This is a genomic window from Marivivens sp. JLT3646 (genome assembly GCF_001908835.1).
GTDB classification, from domain to species: domain Bacteria; phylum Pseudomonadota; class Alphaproteobacteria; order Rhodobacterales; family Rhodobacteraceae; genus Marivivens; species Marivivens geojensis.
In genome coordinates this window covers 2,339,661-2,354,368 of record NZ_CP018572.1, presented here as the reverse complement: position 1 = coordinate 2,354,368, position 14,708 = coordinate 2,339,661, and the positions used below count along the sequence as shown (strand labels likewise).

Below are 14,708 nucleotides of genomic sequence, written 5' to 3'. Positions count from 1 at the left end.
CGGGCATTGCGATAAAGGGCAATTGTCCAAACGTAAGGATGCGTCATTTTTGTAACAAAAGACGGCGGTCGACTGGGCTAGTTCGTCTGTTTGCGCGGGGTGAAGGGCAGGGGCGCAACGGGAATGCCCTCTTCGAGGAGTTTGATCGCCTCTTCGGGCTTTGTTTCGCCATAGATGTTGCGTTTTGGCGCGTCGCCCTCGTGCATTTTGCGGGCTTCAGACGCAAAGCTCATCCCGACGTAGTCTGAGTTCTCTTCGACCTCTTTACGCAGCTTCGCAATTGCCTCTTCTTCGGGGGATGCGGTCGTTGTCAGCGGGCGGTCCTGATCGGTCCGAACCGACGGCGCCATGAGGGACTTGGTCACTTTTGATGATCCACATTGCGTGCAGGCGACCAGTCCGGAGGCATGAAGCGTGTCAAACGCCTCTCCGGATTTGAACCAGCTTTCAAAGCTATGGCCTTGGTCGCACTTCAGTGCGTAGCGGATCATGATGAACCCTCAGTTTCGCAACGATGACACAGAATTAGCGTGTCTTAATCGTGTGGAAAAGGGGGGGGCGTCAGAAGGTGCCGTAACCGCGTTCGTCGTTGTCGGCGTCGATGACCACGAGTGGCGCGGGTTTGGTCGGCACGTTCGCGGTTTCCACCTCTGCCACTGGCGTTGATTCGGGTTCTGCCGCGACGTGGTTTTTCTCTGGACCAGATGCAGGTTTAGGGGCCTGTGTTTCCTCAACCTGGACAGGGGTCACGTCGATGGCTTCGACGTGGTCCTCTTTGTCCAGTTTGAACTTGCTCAGTTCTTCCAGAAGCGCCTCGTTGGTCATGGTCAACTGCGTTGCGGTTGATGCAAACGCGTCGGCCTGCTGACTCGTGACCCGTGTGATCCGTGCGATATCGAGGATAGCATCGTTAATCAGATCAACGCCGCGTGACTGTTCTGCGCTTGCCGCGGAAATCGTCGTCACCAGATCAGAAACATGCGCAATGTTCTCCGCGATTTTGTCAAAGGACGTGCGGGTTTCCTCGGAAATAGCTACGCCTTCGCGCACACGTTCAGAGCTGCCTTCAATCAATTCGCTAGTCTCGCGTGCGGCTTTGGCCGAGCGGCCCGCGAGGTTGCGCACCTCTTGGGCGACCACGGCGAAGCCACGACCATGCTGACCTGCGCGGGCGGCCTCAACAGCCGCGTTGAGCGCGAGCAGGTTGGTTTGGAAGGCGATTTCATCGATGACTTTGATGATCTTAGCGATGTCTTGGCTCGACGCGTTAATCGCATCCATCGCATCGACCATTCGCGAAACCTTGAGCGTGCCCTGTTCAACAACAGTCGAGGTGCTCTCAACAAGTTCTTCAGCCGCCTTTGCCGATTCCGCGTTGGTTTTCACTTGGCTTGCGGTTTGTTCGACCGAGCTGGACAGTTCTTCAACCGCGGAGGATTGGATTTCCGCGTTGTTGGCAAGCGATTGCGCTGCAGTTTCGAGGTCACGCGCAGACAAAGTCAGTTCATCCATGCCATTGCGGAATTTTTTCATCGTATCAGCGATAAACTTGATCAATCGGTCGAACCCGCCGGCGGCCTCGCCCATTTCGTCATCCCGTTGGATGACCATCATGCGTTTGGTCAGGTCGCGTTCGTCGGCCATACGGTTCATGCGGCGCGATACCCAAACGATCGGGCGGACGGTCGCCCGGCCCATCAGGCCGCTGATGATCCCGACCACGATAATGATCCCGACCACCAGAGCAGCAATGATGTTCGTCAGTGAAGTGGCGTCCGACAAAATCATGCCATGGTTTACGGTGATCACGAGGCCGTAGGAGGTGTCACCGATCTCAACTGGACCGTAAGCCGACATGAGAGACACACCCTCGGGACTGTCAAACACCATCTGCCCCGTTTCGCCATTAATCGCATTGGCAATGTTGGGGGAATTACGCGACAGGCGCAGGTGATGTCCTTGACGGATGCCCGAGGGCAGCAGGCCAGACAGGATCACGGCGTTACCGTCTTGGTTCACAAGAACGATCTGCGCGTCGACGCTGAGACCGTTTTTCTGGCGCATGGCCGTTTGGATTGGTGTCTGTGGGACGGCAAAAATAATTGCCCCGAGTGTGTTTCCAAAATCATCCACGACAGGTGCGCCCATGAACGCGTTCAGTGCGCCGTTTGACAAATCGTAGATGTCGAATTCCGATGTCAGGATCGGCGTGCCATCTAAAAAGGTTCCGTTGCCCTTGGTGTGCGTGGTTGTGAGATCCATCGAAAGAAGGTCCCGCGCCATCGCTGCGATATCTGTATCTGCGATCTTCGGATCAGAGATGTTGAGCGCGAAATCGTCTCGTTTCGCAAAGGAGTAAACGATATTCCCGTCCGGATCGACCAACAGGAGGTCGTCGATCGTCATTTCAGATGCGATCACGTTGAACCAGCGATGTAGGTTCGAATGGAGTGTTGAGTAGTGGCTACCGTCACCTGCGTTCAGCAATTTTGACCGATCATTCATCAAAATGTTCGGGTTGTTGGTGGTGTAGAGGTCGCGGATTGTCGTCAGGTTTGCTTCGATGCCGTCATTCGCAGATAGCGCTCGCGAAAAACCACGCAGGGCTGAGGCGATAGAGATGTCGTCAGCAAGAAGGTGCAGCGCCCCGCGATAGCTGTCCATCCGAGCGACAATCGCGTCGGAAATGACCTGTTGGCTGGCTGTCAGGTTTTCAATCGCGGCGTTTTCCATAGTTGCGTTCATGCGGTTCGAGGCCAAAATGCCAACGAAGCTTGCAGAGACTGCACTGAAAAACACGAACGCGAGTGGAAGTTTCCACGAAAGAGACAGTTTCATACCGACCGGCCTAATTACTTATCGACCGATCACACGGCCTTTCACCGAGGGTTACGGCCCAAAGGAAAAAGGTTTTAGGAAAAAATGCCGTTCGAACCTGCGACATCGCGGCAAACGCAAAACGACCACGGTCTGTCGTATCGTATTGAAATGTCGGGGGGGATGGTGCTGCAGGGGAGGATTGAACTCCCGACCTCTCCCTTACCAAGGGAGTGCTCTACCACTGAGCTACTGCAGCGTCCTTACGGTGCGGGGGAATTAGCTGCAAAAGATTCCATACGCAACCCCTCTCTGGACGGTTTTTTTATCAGCGGGTATCAGAAGGGTCATGAGTGAGAAAACAGGCAATAAAATTGGTGATCCTAAGGTGCAAACCCGCGAGGATCGGTTAAAAGCTGCGTTGAAAGCTAATATGGCGAAGCGCAAGGCACAGGCGCGTGCACGAGCGACCGCAACAGATATTTCTGAGGAAGAGTAGGGGCATTATGGATTCGATTCTGGTTACGGGCGGTAAACCGCTGCGCGGTGAAATCGCGATTGCGGGCGCAAAGAACGCCGCGTTGACGCTGATGCCCGCAACTTTGCTCAGTGACGAACCCCTCACGCTGACCAACACGCCGCGCCTGTCTGACATCAAAACGATGACCGCTCTGTTGCAGTCCTTGGGCGCTGAAGTGTCTGCGCTGGCCGATGGTAAGGTCATGGCGATGTCGTCGCATGGTCTGAACTCGACCCGTGCGGATTATGAAATCGTTCGTAAAATGCGGGCGTCTAACCTCGTTCTCGGGCCGCTCTTGGCGCGTGAAGGTCATGCGATTGTGTCGCTTCCGGGTGGCTGTGCGATCGGTGCGCGTCCGATGGACATCCACATTGCCGCGTTCGAGGCGATGGGCGCGATCATCGATCTGAAAGACGGTTATCTGCACGCAACAACCCAAGGCGGGTTGAAAGGCGGCGTCGTAAAGCTGCGCTTTGCCTCTGTTGGTGCGACCGAAAACGTTCTGATGGCCGCGACCTTGGCCAAAGGTACGACAATCATTGAAAACGCAGCGCGCGAGCCGGAGATCGTTGACCTCGCGACTTGTTTGCGGGCGATGGGTGCCCAGATCGAAGGCGACGGCACGAGCCGTATCGAAATTCAGGGCGTCGATCGTCTGCACGGTGCAACCCACCCAGTTGTGACCGACCGTATTGAGCTCGGCACCTATATGCTCGCCCCTGTGATCGCGGGCGGTGAAGTTGAATGTCTGGGCGGGAAGCTCTCGCTCGTCGAATCATTCGTTGAAAAACTCACTGAGGCGGGAATCACTGTTGAGGAAACCGATCGTGGCCTCAAAGTGCGCTGTGACGGCGGTCGTCCGAAAGCTGTGAATGTCACGACAGAACCGTTCCCAGGTTTCCCGACCGACCTTCAGGCGCAGATGATGGCGATGCTTTGCTTTGCGGAAGGCACATCGGTGCTCGAAGAAAAGATCTTTGAGAACCGCTTCATGCACGCGCCGGAACTGATCCGCATGGGTGCAAAGATTGATGTTCATGGCGGTACCGCGACCGTCCATGGTGTCGAAAAGATGAAGGGCGCGCCTGTTATGGCGACGGACCTTCGTGCATCGGTTTCGCTGATCCTTGCTGGTCTGGCGGCGGAAGGTGAAACGCAGGTGAACCGCGTTTATCACCTCGACCGTGGATACGAGCACGTCGAAGAAAAACTGGGTGCCGTTGGTGCGCAGATCGAAAGGATCAAAGGCCAGTGACCCAAGATGCTCGGTTCGAAGATGGCGCAGACGCGCCGCTACGGCTAAAGGCGCTGGATGCGGACGACCTCGCTGTTGTGTCGTCACTGGTTCAGGATTCGGTTTTTCCATCCTCAGAAATGGTTTGGAAATCGAAAGAGCGCCGCTTTGCCCTTCTGTTGAACCGTTTCCGTTGGGAAGATGCGGATAAGGCGCAGACCCGCAATCGTGCGTTTGAACGTGTTCAGTCCGTTCTGGCCATTGAGGATGTCACCTCTGTTCGGTCCCAAGGTGTGCCGCGCGGTGATGCAGATACTGTGCTGTCGTTATTGTCCATTAGCTTTGAAGCGGGCGAAGATGGGACAGGCACTGTTATTCTGATCCTCGCAGGAGATGGCGCCATTGCGCTGTCGGTTGAGGCGTTGGAAGTCGTGCTGCGCGATGTCACCCGTCCCTATGTTGCGCCGTCTCACAAGGCTCCGCAGCACCCTGAATAATGGCTGATGCCTAAAATGACGCGGCCCCGATGATTGAAGGGGCCGTGATGGGGCGCTATCAAGCCTCAGAAGGAGACCGCCCATGCCGCATTTTCTGGACACCACCGACGCAGGTTTCGAACAGGACTTTGTTGCCCTGTTGGGGATGAAGCGTGAAGACAGCCCAGATGTGGATACCGTCGTTGCGGGTATCATCGCTGATGTTCGGGCACGTGGTGACGCGGCTGTTCTGGAACTGACCGCGAAATTCGACCGTATGGAATTGACTGCCGATCAGTTGCGGTTCTCGGATGCTGAGATCGAGGCCGAATGTGCCAAAGTATCGGACGAAGATCGCGCTGCACTCGAACTCGCGGCAGACCGTATTCGGGCCTATCACGAACGTCAGATGCCTGCGGATGCTCTTTGGGTGGATGAAGTTGGAGCGCAGCTAGGCTGGCGCTGGACCGCTGTTGAGGCTGCGGGGCTCTACGTGCCAGGTGGCCTCGCGTCCTATCCGTCGTCCGTTCTGATGAACGCGATCCCTGCCAAAGTGGCGGGTGTTGATCGTTTGGCGATTGTGGTGCCGACACCCGATGGTGTGACGAACCCGCTTGTTTTGCTGGCTGCTCGGATCGCTGGCGTGGATGAGATTTACCGTGTGGGCGGGGCGCAAGCTATTGCGGCACTGGCCTATGGCACCGAAACCATCGCGCCCGTGGATAAAATCACGGGACCGGGCAATGCCTTTGTCGCGGCGGCGAAACGTCGTGTGTTCGGTAAGGTCGGTATTGATATGATCGCGGGTCCGTCCGAAATCCTCGTGATCGCGGATAAAGATAACGATCCAGACTGGATCGCGGTTGATCTGATGTCTCAGGCAGAACACGATGAGAGCGCTCAATCGCTTTTGATCACGGACGATGCCGATTTCGGTCGCGCGGTCGCTGCTGCCGTCGAAAAACGGCTAGAGACGCTTGAACGTCGCGAGATCGCGGGCGCCAGCTGGCGTGATTTTGGCGCGGTGATCGTTGTGCGCGACATGGAGGAGGCTGTGCGCCTCTCAGATCGGATTGCGCCCGAACACCTCGAAATCTGCACCGCAGATGCTGAAGCGCTGTCGGGAAAGATTCGCCACGCAGGCGCTATTTTCATCGGTTCCTTCACACCCGAGGCCATCGGCGACTACATTGGCGGACCAAACCACGTGCTGCCTACGGCGCGTTCGGCCCGTTTTTCGTCGGGTTTGTCGGTGATGGACTTCGTAAAACGCACCACTTTGTCACGAATGACGCCTGAGGCACTTTTGGCTATTGGCCCCGCGGCGGAACGTCTGGCACAGTCGGAAAGTCTGGAAGCGCACGGATTGTCGGTCCGCGCACGTCTGGACCGTTTGAACAAGGGATAGGGCATCGCGGAATGTCGAAGATCATTCACATAGAGCTGGACGACAGCAATCTGCCGCCGCCCACACCTGAGGTCGAACAGGAACGCCGCGTAGCGATGTTTGATCTTCTCGAAGAGAACAGCTTTGACCTTGTGTCGCGGGACGACCGTCCTGTGCCCGAGGGGCCGTATAAGCTGTTCCTGTCGGTACGTGAACGCCGTCTTGTGTTCGAAATTAAAACCGAAGCGAACGATCCCGCTGGTGAATTTCACCTGAGCCTTGGGCCGTTCCGTCAGGTTGTCAAAGATTACTTCTTGATCTGCGAAAGCTATTTTGATGCGGTGAAAACCGCTGCGCCTAGCCAGATTGAAACAATCGATATGGCCCGCCGCGGTATCCACAACGAAGGCGCCAACGTTCTGCAAGAACGGTTAGAGGGCAAGGCGGTTGTGGATCACGACACCGCGCGTCGCCTGTTCACCCTTATCTGCGTTCTGCATTTCGGGGGCTGATTTGGACGAGGGCGGTAAGACATATCAGCCTCTCCCGCAGTCGGTTCTGTTCTGCTGCGATCATAATTCGGTTCGGTCTCCTATGGCCGAAGGATTGATGAAACAATTTTACGGCACGGGATGCTATGTGCAGTCCGTGGGCGTTAAGAGCGATCTCGAAATCGACGGGTTTACCATAGCTGTCTGCCAAGAGGTCGGCGTAGAGCTATCCCGCCATCGTGCGCGGTCGTTTGATGAGCTAAAACAATGGGGTGACGACCTGTCGTCGTTCGACCTCGTTGTTGCGTTGTCTCCTGCGAGCCAGCGTCAGGCTCTTGAAATGACGCGGTTTTTCCATCTCGACGTTGAGTATTGGCCGATCCTCGATCCGACGGGGTTGGGGACCACGCGGGATGAAAAGCTAGAGAGCTATCGCAAAACACGTGACCAGATAATTGCCCGCCTGCATGACAGATGGGGCCCCTCAAAGGAGTGACCATGGACGCCAAAGCCGTTCTTCAACGTTATTTTGATGCTTTCAATGCGGGCGATAAGGCTGGCATGTTGGCTGAGTTGTCGGATGACGTGGCTCACCACGTGAACGAGGGCCAAGTGCGCGTTGGCAAAGAGTTGTTCAGCGCATTTTGCGACCACATGGATCGCTGCTATCGCGAATGCCTGACCGACATTGTGATCTTTGGCTCGGCTGACGGCACTCGTGCGGCAGCTGAATTTACGGTGAACGGTGAATATCTGTCGACCGACGAAGGTCTGCCCGAAGCTGCGGGTCAGAAATACGTCTTACCGGCTGGGTCGTTCATGACGCTCAAAGACGGCAAGATTTGCCGTGTCACCACCTATTACAACCTCGCAGATTGGATCCGTCAGGTCAGCGCATGACCCTGACGTATCAGGTTCTCGACGGAGATGCGGTCGCGGCGGCGCTGGATGATCTGGCGCGGCTGAGGATCGATGTGTTTGCCGATTGGCCTTACCTCTATGCAGGGTCGCTCGACTACGAGCGGGACTATGTTGCGACATATCGTGATGCGCAAAACGCTATTTTGGTGGCAGCCAAGGATGGGGATCGCATTGTTGGCGCGGCAACAGGCACCCCGATGGAAGATCATGCGAGCGATTTCGCGGCTCCCTTTGCGGAGACGGGTATTCCGCTGACCGACATTTTTTACTGCGCCGAATCGGTGTTGCTGCCTGACTATCGGGGGCAGGGCGCTGGGCATGTGTTCTTTGATATGCGCGAGGCCAAGGCGAAGGCGCTGGGTCGTCGTTATGTGGCATTTTGTTCGGTGATGCGGCCAGAGGATCATCCTGCGCGGCCTGCGGACTACCGACCCTTGGATGGTTTCTGGCGGAAACGTGGATATGAAAAACTCGACGGGGTCATCGCGCGGTTCAAATGGACCGACCACGGTGACGCCGAACAGACCGAAAAGCCGCTTCAATTCTGGATGAAAGCTCTATGAAAATAGCTACTTCTGCCTACCGCCCCGAATGGCACGCGACGTGGTCTTCGCTTGAGATGAAATTGACGGGCTGGGTGTCAGCCGCTGCGGAGCAGGGCGCTGATCTGCTCGTGTTTCCCGAATATGGCGGGTGCGAAGCGGCGCTGATTGGGACCCCGAACGACTGTTTGCCTGCGCAATGGGCTGGCCGAATGGCGGATGCGGCTGAGGATTGGATAGCGCTACATTCCGATCTGGCGGCACAGTTTGGTGTTCATATTCTCGCGGGATCGCTCTGCGTTCGGGATGGGGCGCGGATGGTAAATAGGTCTTATTTGCTTGGCCCATCGGGTGATGCGGTGTTTCAGGATAAACTGATCCTGACACCGTATGAACGCCGCGAGATGCAGCTGTCGGTCGGGGATTCGGTAAAGCTGTTCGATACGGCCTTGGGTCGGTTGGGCATCTTGATCTGCTATGACAGCGAATTTCCGCTTCAGGCCCGCGCGATGTGCGAAGGTGGCGCGGATATGATCCTCGTGCCCTCCGCGACCGATTTACCTGCGGGCCAAACACGTGTGCGCCAGTCGTGCCGTGCGCGTGCGATTGAAAACCAATGCCTTATCGTGCAGTCGCCCGTGTTGGGTCCTGTGTCAGATTGCGATGTGTTGGACACGGGAACAGGCCGCGCTGCGCTGTTCTGCCCGCCCGATCACGGACTGCCGAGCAACGGGATTATCGCCCAAGGCGACACAGACGAGGCGGCATGGGTCATTGCAGAGGTCGATCCTGCGGCTATTGCGGCCCCTCGGGTTTCGGGGCAGGTCGGCAACTTTAGCCACTGGACCGAACAGGATTCGCGGCTTCAAAACCTCACCTTGGCGACCCTCGCCTGATTTGCGCTTGAATTATTGGTAAATCGGGCGCATTTAACCGCCGTTCCGCTCATGATGGCGGATTTTGCAATTACGGAGATCACATGGCCAAGGAAGAACTGCTCGAATTCCCCGGTGTCGTGAAGGAACTCCTGCCGAACGCGACATTCCTGGTCGAGCTTGAAAACGGCCATACGATCATCGCACACACGGCAGGTAAACTTCGCAAGAACCGCATCCGCGTCCTCGCGGGCGACAAAGTTCAGGTGGAAATGACCCCCTACGACCTCACCAAAGGTCGGATTAACTATCGTTTTCGGTGAGCACGGTTTCACCGACATCCGGTTTGCAGCTTATCTTGGGCTCTGGTTCGCCGCGGCGACTGGAGCTTTTGGCGCAAATCGGGGTAACGCCAATTGCGGTGCGCCCGCCTGACGTGGACGAAGATCCGCGTAAGGGAGAACTGCCGCGCGACTATGTTAATCGAATTGCCGCTGACAAGGCCGCTGCCGTTTCCTGTGGCGCGGATGAGGTTGTGTTGTGCGCCGATACGACGGTTGCGCTGGGGCGTCGCATTATGGGCAAACCCGCGGACGAGGCCGAGGCCGCTGCGTTCCTGTTTGCCCTGTCTGGTCGTCGTCACCGCGTGATCACCGCCGTTGCGGTGAAACGTGGAGAAAAGATTTGGCAGACGGACGTTGTCACCACAGTGGCGATGAAGCGTTTCTCTAATCCCGAAGTGAATGCTTACCTCGCATCTGGCGATTGGAAGGGCAAAGCGGGCGGATATGCGATCCAAGGGCCTGCGGGCGCTTTTATCCCGTGGATCAACGGGTCGTTTACGGGCGTGGTTGGCCTTCCGTTGGCTGAAACCGCTGGTTTGCTGACTGCTGCGGGCTTTCCTTTATACGGAGTAGAACAATGAAGGGACGTTCGATCCTTCTGGACCACGTAGGCGAGCGAGAAGCTGCCGCGCTGATGGTGGATGGCAAGCTCGAAGATCTGCTGATCGACGATGATAGCCAGCCGCGACCCGGTGCGATTTTCCGCGCGATCTGTGATCGTCCACTCAAGGGGCAGGGTGGCATGATGTTGCGTCTGCCTGAGGGTGAGACCGCGTTCCTGCGTCAGAGCAAAGGTCTGCGTCCGGGTCAACCGATGCTGGTTCAGGTCACGGGTTACACGGAGGCGGGCAAAGCCGTTCCTGTAACCGACCGCGTTCTGTTCAAAAGCCGCTATGCGATCGTCACGCCGGGCAAGCCGGGCGTGAACGTGAGCCGCTCTATCGACGACGAAGAAGACCGCGCTCGTATCAGTGCTATCGGCCATGCCGTCATGGAAGGGATCGAACACGGTCTGATCCTACGGTCGTCCTGTGCTGGCGCCGATGACGATGATATTGCCGAGGACATTGCCGCGATGGCTGATCTGGCGAGTGCTGTCTTGAACGACCTCGAAGGCACGGAACCTGAGGCTCTGACTGAGGGTGATGGCCCGCATGTCCTCGCGTGGCGGGAATGGGTGTCTGCGGCTGAGGTGGTGACCGATGAGGGCTGTTTCGAAGATCACGGCGTTATGGATCAGATCGAAGCGCTGAAATCGCCGTTCATCGATCTGGGCGAAGGCCATATGTATGTCGAAGCAACCCGTGCCTTGGTGGCTGTCGATGTGAACACGGGCGGGGATACCTCGCCTGCTGCGGCCCTCAAGGCGAACTTGGCTGCGAGCCGTATGTTGCCGCGTGCCTTACGTCTGCGTGGCCTTGGTGGCCAGCTAGCGGTTGATTTCGCGCCGATCTCTAAGGCGCACCGTAAGCAGGTCGAACAGTCCTTGCGCGCATCGTTCCGCAATGATGCCATTGAAACGAGCCTTGTCGGTTGGACGACGATGGGTCTGTTTGAATTGCAGCGCAAACGCGAACGTCTGCCGCTGGCTGCGATCCTTCGGGGGCTGTAATGGCCTGTCCGATTTGCGCAAAAGAAACGGATCAAAAATACCGCCCGTTCTGTTCTAAACGGTGCGCGGACATTGATTTGGCTAAGTGGTTGTCGGGTTCTTACGCCATTCCGTCCGCCGAACCGATCGATGAGTCAGATATCCCAGAAGATGAAATGCCCCCACAGCGGCACTAGTCGCAATCAGGGAAAATTGACGAAAAAGGTCGCCATTTGGGCGGCCTGTTCATTTTCAATCGAGGCGAATCGGAAAGCAAACTTCTGATTAAAGTTGTTTTAGATTCTCAAATCGTCATTTTTTAGAATTTAAAACAACTTAAAGATGATTAACGGGTATATTCTAAGGTTTATGTTTGCGCCTGAAGGGTTCAAAATTTTTTATACATAAAAATATAAACAATATACGAATGGGTATATTTGACTCTTTTTAAGGGTCTGAAATGTGGAATTTGGTCAGGTCACTCTTCTGTCGTGACCGTTGGTTAGACCTCTGTTTCCTTAAGTATCACAGCTTTTCCCGCGATGATTGAGTTGAGGCGCACAAGCGTCCTCAGAGTTCGGGTGCCGTTCTCTTCATCTCGCATCAGTTGGGTTTGTCGTGGCTATCGTACAGCAAATGATCATCGGAAATGATGGATACGCTTCTGACGTATTATCGTCCGAGATGTTCGGCATTAATGCGCTGTTTACCAAAGACGGCACCATTGATGGCGGTCAATACGATACGTTTGTCGACCAATTGGGCACGACCTCTTTTCGTTTTCCGGGCGGCACAGTCACCGAAAAACTTTTCGAGCCTGATAATGCCACCTCGCAGCAATTCTGGTCGTTAACAGATGCGCCCAATCTCGAAGATGATTTTGTCACCGCGAAAGAGTTTGTCGCCTACGCTGCCGACAAAGGCGCGACAATCGACTGGGTTCTGCCGACCGAGCATTTCTATTCTGCAGCCACCGACTCTGCTGGCAACCATTTGCCTGATGAAGCAGCGGTTGATGGCCTGCTTGTTCACATCGATGACCTGATCCACGGTTTGTATGGCGATATCACGCTCGACACCGTCACCATCGGGAACGAATACTGGGTGAACGACGGCGCCCGTGAGACCCCTGCCGAGTACGGCAAAATGGTCAACATGATGGCCAAAAAGCTGGACGATCTGTTTGAACAGTATCGTGTGGAAATTGGCGATCCTGATTGGGTTGCTCCCAAAATCGCGATGCAGACTGCATTGCCTTGGGACCGCGACGATATCCCTCAGATCATCGGCGAGATGGACATGGACGCCCGTGGTGCCATCGATGTGATCGAAACTCACTACTACCCCGATGACTACGCCGAGATCCAGTCCAGCGGTGGTGTCTTTGATCGATTGGATGACATCGCCTACGCAAAAGGGTTTGGCGAGGTTGAATACTACGTTTCGGAATGGAACGTTCAGAATCGCGTCGGCAATGAATTCGGGATGGAGCAGGCGTCGAACATCATCGAAATGTTCGAGGACATGGCCGTCCACGGTGTCGATCAGGCGTCTGTTTGGGGCACGACCTACAAGGCGCTCTACACCCGCCTTGGCCGCATTTATAACGACGCAGACGCACCTGGTGGCACAGCAAGCGAACTGACGCCGGCTGGCGAAGTGATGCGTATGATGTCGCGCAGCCTCGTTGATACGCAAGTGATCGACGTGTCGTATCCACAGCGGTTTTTTAGCGATATCGGCGACGATACTGCGCAGGATCAGGTGGACATCAACGCCTTTGGCAATGACGAAAAGGTCGTCATCTTCCTCGCCTCGCGGTCCGCCGATGGCATCGACATCGAATTGAACGTTGGCGACCTCGTCAGCGACTACGATCACCTGTGGGTTCAGCAACTTTCGACCATCGATAACCCGTTCTCGAGCACCTTGGACGAAGGTGATCCGCTTTCGTACCTGTCACGCCCATTCACGGAAACCTTTATGGGTGACGAAGTCACGGCGAGCGACGGCGACATCCATCTATCCCTCGACGGCTACGACATCGTTAAGCTGGAATTTTCGATTGGAACGGGCGTCGATATGTGGGGCAACGACGCCAAAGTTGACCGGTATGCTGACTATTCTGACCGTCTGATCGGCACAGACCACGCTGACACCATTGCGGGCAACCTCGGTGATGACACGCTGATGGGCGAAGCCGGCCGTGACACCATTTTCGGTGGCGAAGGCAACGACACCATCGACGGTGGTGCGGGCGATGACACGCTTGTCACAGGCGAAGGCAATGACATCGTCACCACGGGTGAAGGCACTGATACCGTCATCACGGGTGCAGGCGAAAACGACGTTACCATCGAGGGCGAAGGCGCACATCTGTTCATCGACACCACAGGCGACACCGTTGTGACGGGCTTTGATGCCACTGCAGGACATACGCTCAGCTTTATGGGCGCTTATGAAACTGTTGATGATCTGATGAGCGCTGTCACCGTTCAGGACGACGACCTGATCTTCTTGCACGCTGACGGCGGCACCACTGAGCTGCTCGGCGCTGCTGGCCAGTTGGATGACCTGACCAATTCGCTCGTTGATTTCACCGACCCCGAAGGGGTTGCAGCAACGCTCGACCGTGTTGAGAACATGCGTGGCGATACCGAGTTCGCAGACTTCCTGACGACGGCATCTCCTGAGGACGTTGCGGATTACCTGTCAGATCTTAGCGCAAGCGAATTGTCGGACCTTCTGGAAACCACCGACGTCAACGCGCTGCTCGAGAACATTCCAGCAGAGAACCTCCCGCTGCTTTTGAACGCTTTCGATCAGGCCGACCTTGATGCCTTCCTCGAAGACGCTGATCCGCTGTCGCTTCTCGATCATCTCGAAAATGCTGGCGATGCTGCTGACGCTATGTTGGCTGCATTCGACCCTGATATTCTCGACGACTACCTGATGCGGATCGCCGAAGCGTTCCCGCTTGAAGAAAGTGTAGACGTCGAACTCGATACCAAAGCGTTGCTGGCCGACGAATATGAAGCCAACGCTACTGTCATCCCCTCTGTCGACGAAATCATCCAAGCGATGAACCAGCCGATCGAGGAAGAAGACACCACGCCTTACAGTGGTGAAGACGTGTCCGATATGACTTTGGATGGTGGTGCTGGATCGTGCTTTGTTGCAACCGCCGCTTACGGCGACACTTACCATCCAGATGTGAACTACCTGCGCCGTGTTCGGGACGAAATCCTCGTTCACTACAGATTCGGTCGGGCCTTTATTTGGACCTACTGGCGCGTTGGTCCGATTCTCGCAAAGATGCTGATGCCGCATCCGCATTTGCGCGGTTTTGCACGTGGTGCTTTGGCTCGGGTGATCGGTTACATGCGTGATCGCGATGTCGTTGCCCGTTACAGCAAAGGCTTCCGTAGTTCCTATCACCTCTCTGGTAGGGGCTAGAAAGAGGAATACCCTCTTTCCGCGAAAATTCGGAAAACAAATTCAAAATCGGTC

The 14,708-nt window shown here is 55.9% G+C and carries 16 protein-coding genes and 1 tRNA gene; 14 read left to right on the top strand and 3 right to left on the bottom strand.

The annotated features are described in order from the left end of the window. Window positions 1-77: 77 nt before the first annotated feature. The 3 genes from BSK21_RS11715 to BSK21_RS11705 form a co-directional block, all read right to left on the bottom strand. Window positions 78-491, bottom strand: a complete 414-nt coding sequence (locus tag BSK21_RS11715; protein ID WP_067550728.1) for a DUF1178 family protein — start codon at window positions 489-491, stop codon at window positions 78-80. Between the two features lie 70 nt (window positions 492-561). Next, a complete protein-coding gene (locus BSK21_RS16190) occupies window positions 562-2,838 on the bottom strand; it encodes a methyl-accepting chemotaxis protein (protein WP_067550727.1) in 2,277 nt (758 codons plus the stop codon). Between the two features lie 163 nt (window positions 2,839-3,001). Next, a tRNA-Thr gene (locus BSK21_RS11705) sits at window positions 3,002-3,076 on the bottom strand. Between the two features lie 90 nt (window positions 3,077-3,166). Here BSK21_RS11705 and BSK21_RS16055 point away from each other — a divergent pair. The 14 genes from BSK21_RS16055 (at window position 3,167) to BSK21_RS15930 (ending at window position 14,654) form a co-directional block, all read left to right on the top strand. After that, window positions 3,167-3,316: a hypothetical protein gene (locus BSK21_RS16055; protein WP_167668764.1), complete on the top strand. Its 150-nt coding sequence runs from the start codon at window positions 3,167-3,169 to the stop codon at window positions 3,314-3,316. A gap of 7 nt (window positions 3,317-3,323) precedes the next feature. Then, window positions 3,324-4,592, top strand: a complete 1,269-nt coding sequence (gene murA, locus BSK21_RS11700; RefSeq protein WP_067550726.1) for a UDP-N-acetylglucosamine 1-carboxyvinyltransferase — start codon at window positions 3,324-3,326, stop codon at window positions 4,590-4,592. After that, on the top strand, window positions 4,589-5,068 hold the full coding sequence (locus BSK21_RS11695; protein WP_067550725.1) for a DUF2948 family protein: 480 nt from the start codon (window positions 4,589-4,591) through the stop codon (window positions 5,066-5,068). The genes murA and BSK21_RS11695 overlap by 4 nt, the downstream gene beginning before the upstream one ends. Before the next feature lie 82 nt (window positions 5,069-5,150). Then, entirely contained in the window at window positions 5,151-6,455 is a 1,305-nt protein-coding gene (gene hisD / locus BSK21_RS11690; protein WP_067550724.1) for a histidinol dehydrogenase, read from the top strand. Between the two features lie 11 nt (window positions 6,456-6,466). Then, complete coding sequence (locus BSK21_RS11685) at window positions 6,467-6,946, top strand: UPF0262 family protein (protein WP_067550723.1); 480 nt, start codon at window positions 6,467-6,469, stop codon at window positions 6,944-6,946. Window positions 6,947-7,028: 82 nt separating this feature from the next. After that, window positions 7,029-7,421, top strand: coding sequence for a low molecular weight phosphatase family protein (locus BSK21_RS11680; RefSeq protein ID WP_067550722.1), 393 nt, complete (start codon window positions 7,029-7,031; stop codon window positions 7,419-7,421). Window positions 7,422-7,423: 2 nt separating this feature from the next. Beyond that, window positions 7,424-7,825: a ketosteroid isomerase-related protein gene (locus BSK21_RS11675; protein ID WP_067550721.1), complete on the top strand. Its 402-nt coding sequence runs from the start codon at window positions 7,424-7,426 to the stop codon at window positions 7,823-7,825. Continuing rightward, window positions 7,822-8,409: a GNAT family N-acetyltransferase gene (locus BSK21_RS11670; protein WP_067550720.1), complete on the top strand. Its 588-nt coding sequence runs from the start codon at window positions 7,822-7,824 to the stop codon at window positions 8,407-8,409. Before BSK21_RS11675 ends, BSK21_RS11670 begins: the two co-directional genes overlap by 4 nt. Next, on the top strand, window positions 8,406-9,284 hold the full coding sequence (locus tag BSK21_RS11665) for a carbon-nitrogen hydrolase family protein (RefSeq protein WP_067550719.1): 879 nt from the start codon (window positions 8,406-8,408) through the stop codon (window positions 9,282-9,284). The genes BSK21_RS11670 and BSK21_RS11665 overlap by 4 nt, the downstream gene beginning before the upstream one ends. 83 nt (window positions 9,285-9,367) lie before the next feature. Continuing rightward, complete coding sequence (gene infA, locus BSK21_RS11660) at window positions 9,368-9,586, top strand: translation initiation factor IF-1 (RefSeq protein WP_067550718.1); 219 nt, start codon at window positions 9,368-9,370, stop codon at window positions 9,584-9,586. 23 nt (window positions 9,587-9,609) lie between these two features. Beyond that, window positions 9,610-10,188 carry a nucleoside triphosphate pyrophosphatase gene (locus tag BSK21_RS11655; protein WP_197498193.1) on the top strand — a complete coding sequence of 193 codons (579 nt, stop codon included), beginning with the start codon at window positions 9,610-9,612 and terminating at the stop codon, window positions 10,186-10,188. Beyond that, window positions 10,185-11,219: a ribonuclease E/G gene (locus BSK21_RS11650; protein WP_067550716.1), complete on the top strand. Its 1,035-nt coding sequence runs from the start codon at window positions 10,185-10,187 to the stop codon at window positions 11,217-11,219. Before BSK21_RS11655 ends, BSK21_RS11650 begins: the two co-directional genes overlap by 4 nt. After that, window positions 11,219-11,395, top strand: a complete 177-nt coding sequence (locus BSK21_RS11645; RefSeq protein WP_074039031.1) for a DNA gyrase inhibitor YacG — start codon at window positions 11,219-11,221, stop codon at window positions 11,393-11,395. Before BSK21_RS11650 ends, BSK21_RS11645 begins: the two co-directional genes overlap by 1 nt. Before the next feature lie 439 nt (window positions 11,396-11,834). Then, the gene (locus BSK21_RS15930; RefSeq protein WP_156894215.1) at window positions 11,835-14,654 is read left to right on the top strand and encodes a calcium-binding protein; all 2,820 of its coding nucleotides are present in this window, start codon (window positions 11,835-11,837) and stop codon (window positions 14,652-14,654) included. Window positions 14,655-14,708 lie beyond the last annotated feature (54 nt).

What these genes read in the sequence shown, in the direction of transcription:
- BSK21_RS11715 (WP_067550728.1), bottom strand. Translation starts at nt 491, where the DNA reads ATGATCCGCTACGCACTGAAGTGCGACCAAGGCCATAGCTTTGAAAGC.
- BSK21_RS11650 (WP_067550716.1), top strand. Translation starts at nt 10,185, where the DNA reads ATGAAGGGACGTTCGATCCTTCTGGACCACGTAGGCGAGCGAGAAGCT.
- BSK21_RS11680 (WP_067550722.1), top strand. Translation starts at nt 7,029, where the DNA reads ATGGCCGAAGGATTGATGAAACAATTTTACGGCACGGGATGCTATGTG.
- BSK21_RS15930 (WP_156894215.1), top strand. Translation starts at nt 11,835, where the DNA reads ATGATCATCGGAAATGATGGATACGCTTCTGACGTATTATCGTCCGAG.
- murA (WP_067550726.1), top strand. Translation starts at nt 3,324, where the DNA reads ATGGATTCGATTCTGGTTACGGGCGGTAAACCGCTGCGCGGTGAAATC.
- BSK21_RS11685 (WP_067550723.1), top strand. Translation starts at nt 6,467, where the DNA reads ATGTCGAAGATCATTCACATAGAGCTGGACGACAGCAATCTGCCGCCG.
- BSK21_RS11665 (WP_067550719.1), top strand. Translation starts at nt 8,406, where the DNA reads ATGAAAATAGCTACTTCTGCCTACCGCCCCGAATGGCACGCGACGTGG.
- BSK21_RS16055 (WP_167668764.1), top strand. Translation starts at nt 3,167, where the DNA reads ATGAGTGAGAAAACAGGCAATAAAATTGGTGATCCTAAGGTGCAAACC.
- hisD (WP_067550724.1), top strand. Translation starts at nt 5,151, where the DNA reads ATGCCGCATTTTCTGGACACCACCGACGCAGGTTTCGAACAGGACTTT.
- BSK21_RS11670 (WP_067550720.1), top strand. Translation starts at nt 7,822, where the DNA reads ATGACCCTGACGTATCAGGTTCTCGACGGAGATGCGGTCGCGGCGGCG.
- infA (WP_067550718.1), top strand. Translation starts at nt 9,368, where the DNA reads ATGGCCAAGGAAGAACTGCTCGAATTCCCCGGTGTCGTGAAGGAACTC.
- BSK21_RS11675 (WP_067550721.1), top strand. Translation starts at nt 7,424, where the DNA reads ATGGACGCCAAAGCCGTTCTTCAACGTTATTTTGATGCTTTCAATGCG.
- BSK21_RS11645 (WP_074039031.1), top strand. Translation starts at nt 11,219, where the DNA reads ATGGCCTGTCCGATTTGCGCAAAAGAAACGGATCAAAAATACCGCCCG.
- BSK21_RS16190 (WP_067550727.1), bottom strand. Translation starts at nt 2,838, where the DNA reads ATGAAACTGTCTCTTTCGTGGAAACTTCCACTCGCGTTCGTGTTTTTC.